We start from the raw sequence: 18,870 nt of genomic DNA on the forward strand, positions 1-18,870 counted from the left end.
GGGGTGGTGACGCTAAACGTCGATTGCTTACCTTGCCTGCAAAGCCTATCATTCCCTCACCGTAAACAAGGTGTTCCCGGAGGTTATGTCCTTAACCTCAATCTTGTTTCGTTTTTCAATGTTTATTTCGCATAATAATTTTTAGGAGTGTTGGTATGTCCTCGGCAATGCCTATGGGCAAGCTATTGCTATTGATCGTGATGTTGGCAGCGGTTGGGCAAATGACCCAAACCATGTATGTACCTTCTATTGGCGTGATGGCGACGGACTTTGCGGTGTCAGCGTCACGGTTACAAGCAGTCATGGCCTGTTATTTGATTCCGTACGGATTATCGCAGTTCATTTATGGTGCCGTGTCTGACCGAGTAGGGCGTAAACCCGTGATATTGGCCGGCCTGGTACTATTTTTAGTGGGTACCGGCGTAACCTTACTGGTGAGCTCATTTAACGGTTTTTTGATTGGCAGCGTCGTTCAAGGTGCTGGCATTGGCTGTGGCGGCGCCATGGCGCGTACACTCCCGCGAGACTGTTTTTCTGGTGCTAAACTGCACCGCGCTAATAGCCTTGTCAGTATGGGACTGATTTTCTCTCCCTTACTTGCGCCGCTACTCGGGGGATTTTTAACCGAAGCTTTAAACTGGCGCGCGAGCTACTTTTTCTTGCTCCTACTAGGCATTGCCGTGTATGCGATCATGACGCTGCGATTTACCGAAACATTGCCACGTGAGTCACGTCAACCCGGTCACTTTGGTACACGTTACCGCCATGTTATGGGCTCACGTCGCTTTAGAGGCTATCTGCTTTGCCTCGTGACTGTGTTTGCCGGTGTCTCTCTGTTTGAAGCAGCGGCAGGTGTGATTATGTCCGATACCATGGCGTTATCACCGCGTATGATTAGTTTGCTTTTTGTGGTACCACTTCCTGCTTACTTAGTGGGGGCGGGACTATCAAGCCGATTCGCCGACAGCCTGGGCTATTATGCCACGTTGGCACTGGGCAGCGTCCTCGCTCTGATGGGGGCAGGATTGATCACCTTACCTGGCCTAATGGGTGAGGTGTCACTTTATGCATTGATTGGTGGTGGCTGTGTTTACTTTGCCGGAGCAGGCATTCTGTTTCCCGCGGCAAGCACCGGTGCAATTAGCCCGTTCCCTCATCATGCCGGAACCGCCGGCGCGATTTTAGGCGGTACACAAAACCTTTTGGCAGGGGTAGTCACCTTGGTGGCAAGTCAGTTGGGCGTGGCAAGTCAACTCTCTCTGGGGGCAATCATGCTGATACTCGGCACACTCGCCACGATCGGGCTATTCATCAGCTATCACGCAGAAACTCATGGCGATGATCACGCTTCGCTCACCGCGCATTAATCGGTCAGAATATCGTGATTACCCGTAAAACCGACAACAACGGCAGTGAAAGGGCTGCCGTTACTGTTAAGTTTGAATGCGCTTGAGAGCCTCAAGATAAGCGTAAGGACATTAATGCAACTGCTTTCCGTTTCGGTTCCACAGCATATGGCAGAATTTATTATCGATATCGCGGCTAATCAGCATGCGCGCGAATACAGGTTTAAGCACTTCGTCGCCGGCCAGTCCAATTTGCACTTCTGCACACTGAGATAAATCTATATCAGCGCCCACGTGTTCAGGCCAGTCACTGTTAACCTCGACCACAATCGCACCGCCTTCGTCTTCAAACCGAGATTCAAAAAGCAGCAAATCGTCATACTCCAAGTTGTCGGGGGCCATTTCGGCAAAAATATCAAACGCGGTCTCGATTATATCCTCTAAGTTAAGCAGGTTGTGTTGCGTCATAATTATCTCTCGTTGGGGTGTGCATGGTCGCACTATAACATGCGCAAGGTGGCATCTCTGCTATCAAAAACGCCAAGAGTGGGGCATGGCTCTAGAGATTCGCATTGCACCCCCCTAAACCATGCACAGCGAACCACTCTGGTGATTATCACAGAGACTGACTAAAATTGAAGCAGAACCGTTGTTAGAGCGTTGATTTGTTAATACAGATGACCAACAATAGCGCGCCTGTTCAACCGTGTGTAAAAGTCGTGACTCAGTTGCAATCTCGAACCGCGTATTTACCCGAGCCCGATCGGCGCGCGCCATTCCAATCTGAATTTATTCCCGTGATGATCAAAGCGGTGAAACAGCTGCGTGCTCTGCTTGGCAAGCGGCTTCACAGTGTGTATATCAGTGGTGATATTGTCTGGCGCCGTGCGGTCGTCAAAGAAACGGTGTTATCACTGACCGTTGTGTGCCAACAGGCGTTAACGCTTGATCAATCTAATGCGTTAAATACCTTGTTGTGGCGATTGAAAACCAGCCATAGCAAAGTGATCAGTGATTGCCATATCGACATAGTGACAGTGTCACATGTTAGCGATCTGTCGCAAGTCTTCCATTGGGGCTTCTTTTTTAAGCACAGAGCGATTTGCCTGTATGGACAAGATCTCTCTCTTAGTTTTGGCTTGTTCGAAGCCAGTTGGGAAGTGGCAAAAGCCATGAATCCAGACGTATCGGAAAAGCTTGCGCGCGCCAAGCAAAAGGTGACCGCCGCGACAACTTGGAATACCCAGCTCAACGTCGCACAATCGATCGCCGATACCTTAATACGCGCCGCATTTGGGTTAGTTATGCATAAAGAAGCACGTTGGAGTGAGTCATTAGAAGAGTGTGCCGACGCATTTATCAAACATTATCCTGCCCAGAAAACCGCAATTGAGCGACTTTTTATACTACTAGAACGCAAACCTGTAAAAAAACGTGCTGTTATGACCCTCCTCAATGACTTTGGTGATTGGTTGATCAAAGAATATGCCCGTATTGACTTTAAAATTGGTTAACAGGCATTGAAGGCAAGTTTGCGCCTTATCGGTTGATTATATTTAGGCTTATTCTGTGAGCTAACCCACCTCATACCCTACAAATGAGTAACAGAATCTGATCTTGGTCAATAAAACAGTGTAACAAACTTTTCACAAAAGAGAGTTTGTTGAACTATGAAACCAGAAAATGGCATGGCGAATCGACTTTTACGATGTATTTATTCAGTATTTATGACTAAATAGTTATTTACATCTTATGTGTGATTCGATAATCTGCATGCCAGTCAGTCACAGTGAGTGAATAATTAATCGCCAAAGTGGTTGGTTTTCGCTGTGAGATAAATAAAAATTCAGGATTCAGACGTATGCAAAAAACTGACACACTCTCTAAGAAGGCACCTTCGACGAGAAATATTCTGATGTTCGCGATCCCATCGCTGCTTGGGTTGCTGTTTTTCATGACACCCATTACTTTCGGCGACAGTGTCACTATCCCTATTGCGGTGATGGCCAGCACTGTGTTGGACTTGTTAGGTAATAGTGCAACCGCGGTCGTCACTGCCTTAGTGGTGTTGAGTGCCGTTGTTTCAGTATTGGTTACCTTGACCAAACCTGTCGTGATCACACGTCATGGCTTCCTTAATGGCTTATTCAACGTAACCCCCATTTGGTTGGCAACTCGTATATTTGGCGCTGTTTTTGTCATCATGGCGTTTTATGGGATCGGTACGCCAGTGATCATGGGCGAAACCACCGGGGCGTTTGTGCTTAATGAATTGCTGCCTACCTTGCTTTCGGTATTCATTTTTGCCGGTTTATTGTTACCCCTGCTAACCAGCTTTGGTTTATTGGAGTTGTTGGGCGCGGTGTTCACCAAAGTCATGCGCCCACTGTTTGGTTTGCCGGGGCGCTCGGCCGTTGATTGTGCGGCGTCTTGGTTGGGCGACGGTAGTGTCGGCATTTTGATGACCAGTAAACAGTATGAGCAGGGCTTTTACACCCAGCGAGAAGCGGCGGTTGTCGGCACTACCTTCTCAGCGGTATCGATCAGTTTTAGCTTAGTGGTGATTGCACAAGTTAATTTGATGCATATGTTTACCTGGTTCTATCTCACTGTATGTTTAGCCGGGATTGCGGCGGCAATAGTGGTGCCACGTTTGCCTCCTTTATGCTGGAAAAAAGATGCGTTAATCGATAACTCAGAGCGACAAGGTGACGAGGAAACATTACCAGAAGGGTATTCTACGTTAAGCTATGGCCTGCATTGTGCCCTCAACCGTGCCGAGAAAATCCGCTCGGTGAACAGCGTGCTCAAAGAGGGCGCCCAAAACGCTGTCGACATGGTACTCGGTGTCTTGCCTGTGGTGATGGCAATCGGAACCGCGGCACTGATGGTCGCAGAATATACCGACGTCTTTAGTATTCTTGGCGCACCCTTTGTACCACTGCTTGAATTGCTGCACATTCCTGATGCGGTGAAGGCGTCCGAGACCATGGTGATCGGTTTTGCTGATATGTTTATCCCGGCTATTCTTGCGGCAGACATTGAAAGCGAAATGACCCGCTTTGTGATTGCAACCGTGTCGGTCACTCAGCTGATTTATATCTCCGAAGTAGGTGCACTCTTGCTCGGCAGTAAGATTCCAGTAAAACTGTGGGAGCTGTTTGTGATCTTTATTTTGCGTACCCTGGTGACGCTTCCCGTTGTTGCAGGTATCGCCCATTTGATTTTCTAACGGATGATAGCGCGCGAGTAAAACACAATGACGTCTCACTCGATGAAGGGTGAGGCGTTTTTTTTAAAAAGGGAGACGGGATGAAAATTGTGACATTGCACGGCTTATACATGCACGGCATCTTTTTGATCCCCCTGTGTGAGCGGCTGGAAAAACAGGGCCATCAGGTGCTGAACCTTTCGTATAACACCTTGAACCCAGACTTCGATGAGATAAACGCTAAAATTGATGCGTTTATTGGGCAAGCGCCCGCCATTCTTATTGGTCACTCAATGGGTGGGCTGATTATTCGACGCTACCTTGAGCGTCAAACCGAGCGCCTCTCGTCTGGCACGATAAACGTTCGTGCTGTGATCACCCTAGGGACTCCGCACCAAGGTGCTCAACTTGCCCGCTTATTTGGTGACCTTGGGTGGGGCGGCTGGTTATTTCAACGCAGTGAGCACCTGTTGATCCCAGATACCGTTACCCCTTGGGTCGACTTGCCACCGTTACACAGCCTCGCCGGAGATTGTCCTTTCGGCCCCGCGGCTATGCTGTTAAAAAAACAAGTCTGTGATGGCACCGTGTTGGTTGAAGAAACAAAAATCGAAGGCATGACTAGCCACGATGTGTACCCGGTTACCCACATTGCCTTATTATTCTCACGCCGGGTGAGCGATAAAGTGAGCGCGATTATTGATAGCTACCGACCCGCCTGCGAAAAAGCCGGCGAGCCGAGAGACTAAGCGAACGACGCTTTACTAGGTAAATAAGTGGGTAACTTGGTAAATAAAGGGGTAGTATCGGATTATCCTCACCATCAATATAAGGGCTCTTCATTGGTTAGCCATTTGGCGACAAAGCTGCCATCAGGATCGTATTGCGCGGCTTGCTTGTCGAGATTAAATCGGCGGCTGCCGCGGGGATCAGCCCCTACACCCGCCAAATATTGCCAATTGCCATAGTTGGCCGCCACATCAAAATCAATCAGCTGCTGCTCAAAATACGCCGCGCCATAACGCCAATCGATCCCAAGCTCGTGAATTAAACAGCTGGCGACTAACTGGCGACTACGGTTAGAGATCCACCCAGTGTGTTTTAACTGACGCATGGCGGCATTCACAATCGGGAAATCGGTACTGCCTTCGCGCCATGCCATAAAGGCTTCAGCATAAAACGTGGTTAGAGGACGTTTATTGGCGATACCTTTAAAGCGAAAAAAGCGCGCACCGTAGTGATACAGCATCCACTGAAAATATTCGCGCCATAACAACTCAAAATACAACCAATAGGTCGATTCATTCTGCTCGACATTGCGCTCATAGCGGTTTAACTCCGCGGCCGCCCAACGTACCGACAAGCAACCGTTGGCTAGCCAAGCCGATAAACGCGAAGAAAACGCCCACCCATCAAGACCATTACGCGTTTCTTTATAACGCTGGACCCGGTGCGTATCCCATAAGAAATGATTCAATTGGGCGCGGCCGGCAATTTCACCGCCTTGATACGGGGAAATGCGACGGTCGGACAGTGGTGCCGGCTCAGATGTCATGCCAGTCAAGGGCGCCGGTAATGACTCTGGCACCGGCAAGGGTAATCGCGGTTGGATCCCTTTCTTTTCGACCGCTTTACGAAACTGCGTAAACGTTGGCGGGATATCAGGTAAATCAAACGGTAACTGGTGTTGTGTAAACAGCGTATGCGCATCGGACACCACCACCCGCTGCGGAAAGCGGCTGACTAAGGTGTCTACCTGATGGCGCTCACGCGTACCAGGGTGGTCGGTGACGCCAATCAGATCAAACTCATGATCCATACACAGGTTCGCCACCACTTCCAGCGGGTTGCCCGTACGAATAATCAGCTTTTGCCCCATGGCATCTAAGGCGCGGTGCAGCTCCGTTAAGCTTTGCCACAAAAATGCCTCGCGCTGAGGGCCCAAATGCTTGCTTTGAAAATGATCTGCACGTGACCAGCTCGGATCAATCACAAACACGCAGGTCAGCGTGTCACAGCTTGAGGCCAAATTAGCGAGCGCAGGATTGTCGTGTATTCGAAGGTCGTGGCGAAACCACATGAGTCCACGTTGCATACCAATCTCCTTTTTCTCACCAATACGCTGTGATACCAGTATCGGATTGCTTACACAGTATGGCTGCTTAGTAATTAAACAGCCATACGATAAAGTGGATGATTGGGTATCACAGGGAAGGGGGCTGGGCTATCGGGCGGTTAGATTTGGCGCTGACGCTGCGCCCACATCCCGATAAAGATAAAGGTCGCCACTAAGCCGGCAAACAGCCAATGATCAGGCCATCCACGCATTTTACCCGCAAGCCACGGCGACACCGCTATAATGAAAGCGCCGTAACCAAAAGCATTGATTGCCACAAATACCAGAGTACGAACAATAAAATGGTGTCCGGTTAATAAACGGCGTAGGGTACGGTTAATGTCATTACCAAACACCACCAAAAGCGACGCGACAATAGCCATCGCAATATCATTTAGCCAAGGCGTTAACCACGCACCGGCCTGAGAGAGCCAAGAGATTAAAATATTCATAATGATAAACACTGTGTAGAATGCGGCTAGGTTACTGATTTCTGCTGGCGACTTCCAGCGCTGACTGAGGCCGCACTCGGTTGGGCCGCATCCGGTTGGGCTACAGCTGGCTGGCGCGCACGACGTAAGGAGAAAGCATGAAGATCGCATCGATCGGGCTTGGCGACATTGCCCAAAAAGCGTATCTACCCTTATTGGCCAATTGGCCAGGGTTAGATTGGGTCTTGTGTAGCCGTGATAGCCAAAAGTTGGCTGCGCTCGCACATCAATATCGGGTGACGAACACGGCCACCGACATCCATGAATGCTTGGCGCTTGGTGTGGATGGGGTGATGATCCATAGCGCGACCGACTCGCATGCGGCCTTGATTCGTCCCTGCCTCGAAGCTGGCGTGCCGGTATTTGTTGATAAGCCCGTTGCCCCTTCAGGCGCAGACGTTGAAACCTTATTTAACCTGGCTGAGCAACACCAAACGCCGTTGTTTGTCGGGTTTAATCGCCGTTATTTGCCACTGTTAAACACCCACCTGAACGATCAGCGTCCGGAAGATGAGTTAGGTACACCGTTGTTATCGTTGCGCTGGGAAAAACACCGCCATGCGCTGCCTGATGCACCACGCCGCTTTATTTTTGACGACTTTATTCATCCGCTCGACAGTATTAATGTACATGGCGACATGAGTATTGATGATTTAGACGTGTTCGCGCAATTTGGTGAAGGGTTACTCGGCCGATTAGATGTGCGCTGGCACCGTGATAATAGCTTGTTTGAAGCCAGCATGAATCGCCAATACGGTGCCACCAAAGAAACCATTGCCGCTGCGTATCGTAATGAGTGCTATTTCTTTGATGGCTTTACCCGAGGCGAACGCATGCAAGACAACGTGATCACTCAACTTAGCCTCCCAGATTGGACCGGTATGCAGGCGAGCAAAGGATTTGAGGCAATGCTAACTCACTGGTTTGAGGTGGTCAGCGCAGGCTGGGTTGAAACCTCACTGACTCAGCGTAACGTCTCAACCCATTGGACCGCCGACGATCTTGTGGTGTACTGCGACGCATTGCGCGATAGTGACTAAATCGAACATGCCGTTCCCGGCGCGCAGCGGGATTAAACTTGCGCTGTCTCAGTCTGTGTCTCGCCGGTTAAATAGGGCATTAACAATGCACGCACATTTAAGGTGACATCTAACTTCGCGGCCAGTAAATACAAGCCTGCAATTTTACGATGCAAAAACAATGCATCGGCCGGCGGCGTATGCCAATAGCCTTGCTCCATACTCAAGGCGACGCCGCGATTACGTAAGCGCGTGGCTAAGTCTGCTTGCCCAAACGCAAAGGGCGCATCGGCAGCAATGGGCTCACAAGCGGTGTTCACCAGCTCAAGTACGCTGGCCTTTTGATCGGGTAAAATATGCTCAGCAAAAAAGCCAATCTGAGTTAGCGCCGCTTCAATTCCTGCATTGTCTTTTCTTATCGCCGCCAAAAACAGCTTACGATAGCCATCGGTAAACGTCGGTGCATACTGACGCGTGGCGCCAAAATCGAGCAATACCACGCGGCCCGTGTCCGGCTGATACAAGTAGTTAGCGAAGTTCGGATCGGTTTGCACCTCCCCAAACATAAACACCTCTTCAAACAGCAATTGGAACAAACGACTTACCACCCGCTGGCGTACCGCTTCTGAAGCACGGTCAAGCTGCTCAATGGGTTCACCCGCCATATAACTCATGGTTAGAATGCGATCCGAGGTAAGAGCTGAGTGTACCTTAGGCACCACTAAGCCGTCAGCGTCTTTTAAATGGGTACCAAACCGGATAAGCGACTGCGCTTCTTTCAGGTAATCGGCTTCGTCATGCAACTGTTGCTTGGCTTCATCGAGCAAAGCTTGGTAGTTCGCCTCTTTGGGGATAAGGCCACTCAAACGCAGCAGAGTGATGACATTGTCGACATCGCTATCAATGCTGTCTTTGATGCGTGGATATTGTACTTTCACTGCCACTTTGTCACCGGCATCGGTATACGCTTCGTGCACTTGACCAATGGAAGCTGACGCGATGGGAGAGAAGCGAAAATGGGTAAATTCTGCTTGCCAATTGTCGCCCCATTGTTCGTTAAGCACGGCTTTAAGCTGTGCTGGCGGCATAGGCGTGGCATGATTACGCAACCGCGCGAGCAGATCGCTGAGCTCTGGCGGGATCAAATCGCCCGCATCCATCGACAACAGTTGACCCACCTTCATCGCCGCGCCGCGTAAATCTGCCAATTTATCGGCCACGTGGGCAATATTGGCCGGTGACATCACCAAATCTTTACGACTTGGCCGATTACCCTGGGCAAACTGCTTCGTGCCTTCCCACGCCACATTCGACGCCACCCGCCCGGCTATTGAAGCCAGCGCACCAAAGCGAGAAAACTTACCATGCGGAACCTTGCTGCTTTTCATAACCATCTCCTTATCACCCACTAAGTGTACGGTATAAACCGAGGAATGGTTTGGTTGGGGGTTACTGCTTTCTACGCTCGCTATAAGCCGTCAGTAAGTAGTCAACAAGTTCTACTATCGCGTGACTCAGTACTTCAGTATCTTCCTGTCTAACTGGATGGCTGAGTACAAAGTGATCCTTTTCGATTCGAAACCATGCTGGTGAAGTTTTCGTCTCCTTGGTAAAAGCAGCTATCGGATTATTTTTCCAATAAGCTAACCAAGCGGCAGAATTTGCAGGCTCTTCTTTCACTTTCGCAAGGATGTCGCGCTCAGCAAGGTGAGGGTAATGCTGCAACAGAGACCGGCTTTTTTCTGCTAATTGTCTCAGGCTTGGGGGCGTACTTAGGCCATCGAGTGCTATAAAAGCCTGCAATGTTATCGCTTTAAAGCATTTGGTCATGCTTGTTTTTTGCACGCCCTGTCGCAGAAATTCAAAATATGGGATTAGCTTCTGCGTTTCTTTGTCATCTTTCTCGTGAGCAGCCACCAGTTCAAACCAGCTACCGTGCTGCTTATCTGCCTTCTTAAGGCTTTCGTACTCATGATAAAATTCTGCTGCGGTCGGTCTATGTCCCAGTTTTTGTTCCAGGTAAAGCAAGTCTTGTAAGGCTGTAGTGCGCTGTTGTTCTGCTAATTTATGCCAGAAATCGGTCACTTCAAGGTCGAAGTTGGTATAACAGCCTTTCGGAAGTTCAGGTGATTTAATCTTCTTAATGGCTTCCCGGATATTTGAGGTTCCGAGTAAAGCCATAGGCTTCAATAGGAAGCTGTGATGGTTACCGATAAAGTCCATAACAACCAGGTGAGTTTTATTATCTGCTAATCGTAAGCCACGACCTAGTTGCTGCAGAAAAATAATCTTAGACTCGCTGGGGCGCAACATCATTACAGTGTCAATGCCAGGTAAATCAACCCCTTCATTAAACAGGTCAACGGTGAACAAGACTTTCAGTTGTCCATCTTTTAGCATGGATAGTGCTTGATTTCGGCGCAAATGTGATTTGCTATGAACGGCGGCAGATGTGACGCCATGACGATTAAAATAAGCTGCCATATAATCGGCGTGCTTGGTGGATATACAGAATGCTAGAGTACGTTCCTGAGTGTACTTCTTCCAGGTTTCAAAAGCATGTTTTGCTCGATTTTGACTGGCAAACTGATATTCCAAAGCTTCTGGATCAAACTTACCATTACGCCAAGGAATCGAGGTGTAATCGACATGCCCATCCCAGATCCCATAGTAATAAAAAGGCACCAAAGCGCCACTATCTATGCCATGAACCAGATTACGCTCAAATACAAGGTTGTTATCACACAGACTCAGGATATCGGCTTGATCACTTCGCTCCGGTGTTGCGGTAAGGCCAAGCATAAATTGAGGTCTGAAGTAATCGAGTAAGGCGCGGTAGATTGGTGCACTCGCATGGTGAAACTCATCGACTACAACGTAATCAAAATGATGCGGATCAAACTGAGCTAAATGTTCTTGTTTCCCGATGGTCTGAATGGATGCGAATAAACAGTCAGCATTTTCCTGACGTACTTTGCTGGCGTAAAGTCCCGTGCTGTAGTGGGGGAGTAGCTGAGAAAAGGTATCTTGAGCCTGTCTTAAAATTTCTTCCCGATGAGCAACAAATAAGACGCGTTTAGCCTGTATTTGCTGCGCATCAAAAGCACTCAGCCACGTTTTGCCCATTCCTGTCGCTAAGACAACCAAACCCCGAAGATACCCCTGCTCTCTAGTGTCAGCCAAAGCCTTTAAAGCGACTTCTTGGTCTGGTCTTGGATAAAAAGCGTCCTTTTTCTCTGAAGGAAAAAAGTGAGTGATTTGAGGCGGTTCTCGTCGTGCAATATAGTGTTGCACCCATTCAAATGTGAGCTCGGCGGTTTGATGGTGATGGAAAATATGATCAAATGCCTCACGTATACGGTAAAACTGATTTTGACTATCGTTGTTGTCCGCAATGAGGTCATAGCGTAAGGCCCACTCATGGGCGCTAGTCAATGCTTGTTGACTGAGGTTATTTGAGCCGATGAAAGCGCAGCCCTCTCTTTGTTCATTGCAGATAAAAATGTACGCTTTCATATGAAAGCCATCATTAGGTTGACACTGATAGATTCTTAGCTCGCCCCCGGGCAGACTGAGTAACTGTTCTAGTGCTTTTGGATCGGTGATGTGTAGATAGTCAGATGTCAATATCTTGAGGCTTGCTCCTCGTTCAATCGCTTCATGGAGGGCATCGAAAATCAGGTTAAGACCGCTACGACGGATAAAGGATACCGTTATTTCTATTTCACTGGCATGGTTGATAGCATGGAGTAGTTGAGGTAATAAGGGCTGCTGCAGTCCGGTCGTGAGAACATCCGGATGTTGAGTTAAACTTGAAACTTTTTGTCCTTGCACTGAGCTATTTCCTGTTAACGACGAGCTTTATCAAAATGGATGACCGAATAATGACACACTGTAATACAGTTAAATCTTCCATTCACTACTATAACGAGCATGCCGACACTTTTATAATTACAACTCAAGAGGTTGACATGAGGAATCTCTATCAGCAGGTGGTTCCATCGTTATCAGCTGGAGGTGCCATTCTTGATGCTGGTTGTGGTTCTGGACGTGATGCTCTGAATTTTAAAAAAATGGGGTTTGACGTTGAGGCATTTGATGCAAGCAAGGCCATGTCGGAAGCGGCATCGCAACTTGTTGGGCAGACTGTACATTGTTGTACATTCATGGAGTACACCACTCAAAGGCACTTTGATGCTATCTGGGCCTGCGCAAGTTTGCTCCATGTCCCGTACAAAAAATTGCCAGCAACCTTTAATCATCTAAAACAATTTCTCTCACAAGAGGGAAAATTTATAGYGAGCTTTAAATACGGTGACTCCGAGCGTCAACAAGGAGAACGTCACTTTACGGATATGAATGAAGAGCGTTTTGACCAAACTATCCGAGATGCTGGTGGTTTAACTATAGAAAAAATCTGGCTTACATCAGATAATCGGCCACAAAATGTAACGATGTGGTTCAATGCTATATTGGTTAAGCCCGAAGAGGCCACTATTTAACGCCATAGAATGATGCCGAAAATATAGGAAAGATATAGTGCCCAGAAAATCGCCCTTCGATTGGGCGTTTTTTAGCTGTAAGCTTAAACGGCATCGATAGACAACAGAGCCGGCTCAATGGCATAGCGATTCGTCCAATCCAACCCCCATCACAGCTTTTGCAATAACCCTAATATTTTTGTGCGTAAAACAGCGGGTTAGATTTTATCCTGTCTAGCAAAGTAGTAATATTTGATAACAAAAGTAGTCTAATAAGGTATTGCTAATGAAGCTGATGTTTAAAACAAAAATACTGCTGCTTGCCATTGTGCCGCTGATCGCCTCCACCTTGATTGTGAGTACGGTTACCGCCCATAACGAGCAGACATTGATAGAGGATAATATTGCCACGTTTCGGGAGAAGTTGGTCAACGAGCGCAAACAACAACTGAAAGAAGTTACTCAGGTGGCAGAAAATATCGTAAGACGTATCAATCCAGGCAACAGCCAGGTGCGATTGGCCGAATTGAAAACGGCGCTCACCGATGTGCAGTTTGGAGACTCGGGCTACTTTTTTATCTATAACAAACAGGGTGTGAATGTCTTTCATCCTGTAAAGCCAGCACTTGAAGGAAAAAWCCTGATTGATTTGACCGATCCAAAAGGCAACAAGGTGATTCAAGGGCTGTTGGGTGCCGCACAGCGAGGCGATGGTTATTTTAATTTTATGTTTGATAAACCAGGTGCGAATCAGCTGATTGATAAGGTCGGCTACGCGGTAATGGTCAATAATGGTCAATGGTTACTTGGTACCGGTGCCTACACCGATGATATCGAGCGAGAGGTCGCAGCCTACCGCACTGAAGCTGGGCAAGCACTGGATGCGCAGATATTACGTTTAATCTTGCTTGGGTTAGGCACGGTGATTATCACGGTGTTGCTGGTGAGCTGGTTCGCACAGCGTATTGGCGAGCCAGTGAAAAATATGCTCGATAAGCTCAATGATATTGCCAGTGGCGAGGGGGATCTTACTCAGCGTTTGCACGTGCATGGTCATGATGAAATTGCCCAACTCGGTCATGCCTTTAATCGCTTTGTTGATAAACTGCAGCAGACTATTCAGCGGGTAGCACAGGCGACCGCACAGGTGAACAGTACCGCCAGTGAGATGGCTCAGCAGATGACAACCGTGGCGCAGACGCTACACACTCATGATAACGAAACTGAACAAGTGGTCACCGCCGTCACAGAGATGAGCTCTGCTGCGCAGGAAGTGGCGCAAAACACTACCCAGGTGGCCGATGCCGCGACGTCTGCCACCCAAGACGCCCAGAATGCACAAACCCAAGTGCATGAATCTATCGCGTCGGTTGAGCGGTTGGTAGCGAAAATGGCTGAGTCGAGCGGGCAGGTGGACCAACTTAAAGCCCAGTCGGACAAAATCACCTCGGTGCTGTCTGTGATTGGTGAGATTGCCGAGCAAACCAATCTACTGGCGCTAAACGCGGCGATTGAAGCGGCCCGTGCGGGTGAGCAGGGGAGAGGCTTTGCGGTAGTGGCTGATGAAGTACGCACCTTGGCCAGTCGCACTCAAACCAGTACCCATGAGATCCGTGACATGCTCGATGGCCTGCATGTGCATGTAGATAGTGCGGTGAAAACCATTGCTGAAAGCGATCAAGAATGTCAACGCATGGCAACCACCTCGGCTGACATTGGCGAGCGGATCACTGCAGTCAGTGCCGCGTTTTCGCAAGTAAATGATATGACGACGCAAATTGCCAGCGCCGCCTCGGAGCAAACCACGGTTACTGAAGATATCCATCGTAATTTGGTATCCATTCGCGACATTGTGGCCAGTTTGCTCAATGCTAGCGAGGCGTCGTCACACGTGGCAACCGAACTCAGTACATTGGGACGCGATCTCGACAGCTTGGTGGGGCAGTTTAAAGTCGCGTAAACGGTTTAAGCATACATAGGTTGCCAAGTTGGAAACGATAGCGCTTCTTGGCAGCCTTAAATATACGCTTTTGTCACCACCTCACGTTTATTCATCCGTAGTTGCCGTTCACCCAAATACTCTGAACATTGCTCTTCTCGATTCGCCTATTAGTTGTGATATTCTTTCGCTTTACAACGGTCATTTTAGCGGTATCATTTTCACGCAAACGTTTACGTGATTATTTTATACTCTATTGAGAGGGTTTCATGCTATCTGATGTCGAAATCTGTCGTAACACCACACTGACTTCCATTTCTACCATTGCCAAGCAAGCCGGTTTGCTTGAAGCAGAGTTTGAAACCCAAGGCAGCCACAAAGCCAAAGTCTCTCTCAATTGTTTGAAGCGCCTCGCGCCTAATCAAACTGGCAAGTTGGTCGTGGTTACCGCTATTACCCCAACGCCGCTGGGCGAGGGTAAAACGGTGACCACCATCGGCCTGGCGCAAGGGTTAGCGAAACTCAACCAATCCGTGACCGCTTGTATTCGTCAACCTTCGATGGGGCCGGTATTTGGGGTAAAAGGCGGCGCGGCTGGAGGCGGTTATTCACAAGTGGCCCCGATGGAAGAGCTAAACCTGCACTTAACCGGTGATATTCATGCCGTCACTGCTGCACACAATTTGGCCGCTGCCGCGATTGACGCGCGCATCTATCACGAGCAGCGCTTGGGCTATGACGACTTTGAAGCTCGAAGCGGACTAAAAGCGTTAAACATCGATCCGAATCGCGTGGTGTGGAAGCGGGTGATGGATCATAACGATCGCGCCTTGCGCATGGTTACTGTGGGCAAAAATGAGCCGGGAAAAACCATTAATGGCTATGAGCGAGAGGGCGGATTTGATATCTCAGCAGCTTCTGAGTTAATGGCGATTCTGGCGCTGGCAAGCGATCTTCGTGACTTACGTCAGCGCATTGGCCGCATTGTGTTGGCTTATAGTCATGCCGGTGAGCCGATCACCACCGAAGATTTGCAAGTGGCGGGGGCGATGGCGGTAAGCATGAAAGCGGCAATTGAACCCACGCTCATGCAAACCTTAGAGGGCGTGCCGACGCTAATTCATGCCGGCCCCTTTGCCAATATTGCCCATGGTAATTCGTCGATTATTGCCGATAACATTGCCCTTAAGCTGGGTGATTATACCGTCACCGAGGGGGGATTTGGCTCAGACATGGGATTTGAGAAGGCATGTAATATCAAAGCGCAAGCATCCGGTAAAGCACCAGACTGCGCGGTGATTGTGGCCACATTACGTGGCTTAAAGGCCAACTCAACGCACTATAACTTTTTGCCTGGGCAACCACTACCAGAATCACTTTTTGCGGATGATCATGAAGCATTGGTGGCAGGGTTTGAAAACCTGAAGTGGCACATCAACAATGTAAATCAATATGGTGTGCCGGCGGTGGTCGCAATCAACCGTTTCCCGCAAGATAGCGATGCTGAGCTTGCGACATTAAAAGCCATGATCGAGGCGTTACCCAACCAGGTACAAGTTGCCGTCAGTGAGGGCTTTGCTCACGGCGGCGAGGGCACGCGTGAACTGGCAAAGAAAGTCATGGCTCAATGTGCCGCTCCTTCGACCTTTAGGCCTTTGTATTCAGCCGATCAATGCTTAGAAGAAAAGCTGATGGCCGTGGCTGAAGTCGGATACGGTGCAGGGAGTGTCACGCTCAGTGATGTTGCTAAGCAGCAGCTGCAACAATTTAAGCAACAAGGCCTTGATGATTTAGCTGTGTGTTTGGCGAAAACGCCGCTGTCAATTTCAACGGATGGCACGATTAAAGGCGCGCCGCAAGGGTTTGATGTACMGATCCGCGAGTTGAAATTGTGTGCCGGTGCCGGATTTGTCTATGCCTTATGCGGCAATGTGATGACCATGCCCGGATTGCCGGAAAAACCGGCGTTTATGAAACTTGACCTCGATGATGAGGGTAATATTGTTGGGTTGAGTTAATGATGCCCCTCGCGAGAGCCGCTGTTATCAGCGGCTTTTTTGTTTTTGCTAGACGCGGCCACGTTGTGAGTGTCGTCACGGTAGCGTGATGTGGTATCCTCTTTGGCTTCAATTCTCCCACCGACTGTGAGCCTGACTTGAAAAAAATCGCGGTTTTTGTCGACGTTCAAAATATCTACTACACCACACGCCAAGCCTACGGGCGCCAGTTTAACTATCGCCAGTTGTGGCACACGCTGAGCCAAATGGGTGAGGTGGTTACCGCGTATGCTTATGCCATTCGTCGTGACGATGATCAGCAAATCAAATTTCAAGATGCACTGCGGCACATTGGCTTTACCGTGAAGCTCAAACCTTATATTCAACGCGCCGATGGTAGCACCAAAGGCGATTGGGATGTGGGCATTGCCATTGATGTGATGGAAGCTGCGCCGGATGTCGATACCGTGGTTCTGCTCTCTGGTGATGGCGATTTTGATTTGCTGATGAACAAAATTCGCGAGCGCTATCATACCGAAGCCTTCGTGTTTGGAGTGCCTGCGTTAAGTGCCAACTCCCTCGTGAATAGCGTTGATCGCTTTATTCCCATTGACGATAGCTTATTGCTGTAGAGCCGATTAAGGCTGAGGGAATCCATTCCGTTTTGAATTTGATGTTGAGGTAAGTTGACGATGTACAAATTAATCGCCCTAGATATGGATGGCACCTTGTTAAACAGCGATAAAGAAATATCGGCTGAAAACAAACAGGCCATTGCCCGCGCGCGTGACAAAGGGGTGGCCGTGGTGTTGGCATCTGGCCGTCCGCTTGAAGGCATGCAACCTAAGCTGGATGAGTTGGATATTCATTCAGATAAAGACTTTGTGCTGTATTACAACGGCTCGATGGTGAAAAACGTGGGGACTGACGAGGTGATCTTGCAAAAGGGGCTAGACGGTATAGCTGCGAAAGCGCTCGCTCTACATGCTGAAACATTAGGTGCCTATGTGCATGCCTTTAGTACCGAGCACGGATTGATCACCCCTGCGCTCAACCCGTATACCGACATTGAGGCCAACATCAACGGGCTTGATATCACCGTGATGGATTTCGAGACTCTAAGCGATGATCATCCCATTATTAAAGTGTTGATGGTGGCGGAGCCAAGCAAGTTAAATGAAGTGATCAGTGCTTTACCCGCAGCGCTGCGCGAGGAGTTTACGGTGGTGCAAAGTGCGCCCTTCTTCCTTGAATTTCTAAACCCAGCAAGTCATAAAGGGGCGGGGGTCGCTGCAATTGCAGAACACTTAGGTATTCACCCCGACGAAGTGATCTGCATGGGCGATGCAGAAAATGACCATGCGATGTTGGAATATGCGGGTCTTGGAATTGCCATGGCTAATGCGATGGAAGCAACCAAGCAAATCGCGGATTATATTACCGACAGTAACGATAACCACGGTGTCGCTAAAGCAATCGAAAAGTTTGTCTTAGCGGTAGATAGCTCAGTGGCGTAAAAATAAAAAAATAGGACGAATATTGAACTCGTCCTATTTTCTGAATGCCGGATAAATAAATTGTTAAAATTTATACGCTAAGCCAGCGGAAATAAAGTCAACATCAACCTTATCAATTTCGTAACGTTCAGCTTCTAAACGGAAGCGGTAATTACCTAAATCATACATAGCGCCAAAGCCATAAACGGGATCTTTACCACTATCCGAAGCGCGTGCACTTCCTGTGAATAAAGGTTTTGTTGAATTAGCCTTTGCAGTGACGTCCCAAGCATGAAAACCGAATTTTGCATGAAATGAAAGCTCGTCATTCATCGGCATCAATGCAATAGCTGAGAGGCTATAGGTGTCTGCTTCTACTTCAGCTTTTGCGTTTGGTACAGCAGCCTCAACCGAACCTAAGTTTGAATATCCAAACTCAATCGCAGCATTTTTGTAGCGATACCCTGTGTAAAGTTTATAAGCAAAGTCGGTTTCGTCGACATTTACACCTTGACTTTGGGCTTGATTAAGAATGTCCCAATCAGCAGATGACTGACCTGCTTGGATACCGGCATAAATATCATCCTTTGTTTTTTGGTGTTTTTGTTCCTCTACATTCGCCATTGCTTGAGATGACAAGCAAAATGCGAGAAGAGATAATGTAAAAATTGAACGCATCTCAAATTCTCCTTCAGTTTTTTTGAGATTCTATATATTCACATCCAAATATCAATATTATCTATTCTTCTATGAGATCTATGATCTATTTGGCAC

Annotated in this window: 16 protein-coding genes; 10 read left to right on the forward strand and 6 right to left on the reverse strand. The window is 48.5% G+C overall.

The window, feature by feature from the left end; translation table 11 throughout:
- Positions 1-155 precede the first annotated feature (155 nt).
- Entirely contained in the window at positions 156-1,367 is a 1,212-nt protein-coding gene (gene emrD / locus BZG77_RS13070) for a multidrug efflux MFS transporter EmrD (protein WP_077647562.1), read from the forward strand.
- A gap of 111 nt (positions 1,368-1,478) precedes the next feature.
- On the opposite strand, the gene BZG77_RS13075 is transcribed toward emrD, so the two are convergent.
- On the reverse strand, positions 1,479-1,814 hold the full coding sequence (locus tag BZG77_RS13075; protein ID WP_077647563.1) for an HI1450 family dsDNA-mimic protein: 336 nt from the start codon (positions 1,812-1,814) through the stop codon (positions 1,479-1,481).
- Between the two features lie 251 nt (positions 1,815-2,065).
- Between BZG77_RS13075 and BZG77_RS13080 the strand changes: the two genes are divergently transcribed.
- The 3 genes from BZG77_RS13080 (at position 2,066) to BZG77_RS13090 (ending at position 5,306) form a co-directional block, all read left to right on the forward strand.
- Complete coding sequence (locus BZG77_RS13080) at positions 2,066-2,860, forward strand: hypothetical protein (RefSeq protein ID WP_028569789.1); 795 nt, start codon at positions 2,066-2,068, stop codon at positions 2,858-2,860.
- 401 nt (positions 2,861-3,261) lie between these two features.
- On the forward strand, positions 3,262-4,578 hold the full coding sequence (locus BZG77_RS13085) for a YjiH family protein (RefSeq protein WP_077647565.1): 1,317 nt from the start codon (positions 3,262-3,264) through the stop codon (positions 4,576-4,578).
- 80 nt (positions 4,579-4,658) lie between these two features.
- Positions 4,659-5,306: an esterase/lipase family protein gene (locus BZG77_RS13090; RefSeq protein WP_021024516.1), complete on the forward strand. Its 648-nt coding sequence runs from the start codon at positions 4,659-4,661 to the stop codon at positions 5,304-5,306.
- Positions 5,307-5,380: 74 nt separating this feature from the next.
- Here BZG77_RS13090 and BZG77_RS13095 read toward each other — a convergent pair whose 3' ends face one another.
- Together BZG77_RS13095 and BZG77_RS13100 are read right to left on the reverse strand one after the other, a co-directional pair.
- Complete coding sequence (locus BZG77_RS13095) at positions 5,381-6,652, reverse strand: DASH family cryptochrome (RefSeq protein ID WP_077647566.1); 1,272 nt, start codon at positions 6,650-6,652, stop codon at positions 5,381-5,383.
- Positions 6,653-6,792: 140 nt separating this feature from the next.
- Complete coding sequence (locus BZG77_RS13100; protein WP_021024518.1) at positions 6,793-7,125, reverse strand: DUF3392 domain-containing protein; 333 nt, start codon at positions 7,123-7,125, stop codon at positions 6,793-6,795.
- Positions 7,126-7,262: 137 nt separating this feature from the next.
- Between BZG77_RS13100 and BZG77_RS13105 the strand changes: the two genes are divergently transcribed.
- Positions 7,263-8,204, forward strand: a complete 942-nt coding sequence (locus BZG77_RS13105; RefSeq protein ID WP_077461162.1) for a Gfo/Idh/MocA family protein — start codon at positions 7,263-7,265, stop codon at positions 8,202-8,204.
- A gap of 32 nt (positions 8,205-8,236) precedes the next feature.
- Here the strand turns inward: BZG77_RS13105 and BZG77_RS13110 are convergent, their stop codons facing one another.
- The gene (locus tag BZG77_RS13110; protein WP_077647567.1) at positions 8,237-9,577 is read right to left on the reverse strand and encodes an ABC1 kinase family protein; all 1,341 of its coding nucleotides are present in this window, start codon (positions 9,575-9,577) and stop codon (positions 8,237-8,239) included.
- 55 nt (positions 9,578-9,632) lie between these two features.
- Entirely contained in the window at positions 9,633-12,017 is a 2,385-nt protein-coding gene (locus BZG77_RS13115) for a DEAD/DEAH box helicase family protein (RefSeq protein ID WP_077647568.1), read from the reverse strand.
- Positions 12,018-12,154: 137 nt separating this feature from the next.
- Between BZG77_RS13115 and BZG77_RS13120 the strand changes: the two genes are divergently transcribed.
- The 5 genes from BZG77_RS13120 to BZG77_RS13140 all read left to right on the forward strand — a co-directional run bounded on the left by BZG77_RS13120 (position 12,155) and on the right by BZG77_RS13140 (position 18,117).
- The gene (locus BZG77_RS13120; RefSeq protein ID WP_198532419.1) at positions 12,155-12,685 is read left to right on the forward strand and encodes a class I SAM-dependent methyltransferase; all 531 of its coding nucleotides are present in this window, start codon (positions 12,155-12,157) and stop codon (positions 12,683-12,685) included.
- A 265-nt stretch (positions 12,686-12,950) separates the two neighbouring features.
- Positions 12,951-14,624 (forward strand): methyl-accepting chemotaxis protein, encoded by a 1,674-nt coding sequence (locus BZG77_RS13125; protein WP_077647570.1) that lies wholly within the window; start codon positions 12,951-12,953, stop codon positions 14,622-14,624.
- A gap of 248 nt (positions 14,625-14,872) precedes the next feature.
- Positions 14,873-16,621, forward strand: a complete 1,749-nt coding sequence (locus BZG77_RS13130; protein ID WP_077647571.1) for a formate--tetrahydrofolate ligase — start codon at positions 14,873-14,875, stop codon at positions 16,619-16,621.
- Between the two features lie 137 nt (positions 16,622-16,758).
- Positions 16,759-17,232 carry an NYN domain-containing protein gene (locus BZG77_RS13135; protein WP_077461171.1) on the forward strand — a complete coding sequence of 158 codons (474 nt, stop codon included), beginning with the start codon at positions 16,759-16,761 and terminating at the stop codon, positions 17,230-17,232.
- Positions 17,233-17,292: 60 nt separating this feature from the next.
- Positions 17,293-18,117, forward strand: a complete 825-nt coding sequence (locus BZG77_RS13140; protein ID WP_077647572.1) for a Cof-type HAD-IIB family hydrolase — start codon at positions 17,293-17,295, stop codon at positions 18,115-18,117.
- 63 nt (positions 18,118-18,180) lie between these two features.
- On the opposite strand, the gene BZG77_RS13145 is transcribed toward BZG77_RS13140, so the two are convergent.
- Positions 18,181-18,774, reverse strand: coding sequence for an outer membrane beta-barrel protein (locus BZG77_RS13145; protein WP_077647573.1), 594 nt, complete (start codon positions 18,772-18,774; stop codon positions 18,181-18,183).
- Positions 18,775-18,870: the final 96 nt, after the last annotated feature.

The organism is Salinivibrio sp. IB643 (assembly GCF_001996105.1).
Lineage (GTDB): Bacteria > Pseudomonadota > Gammaproteobacteria > Enterobacterales > Vibrionaceae > Salinivibrio > Salinivibrio costicola.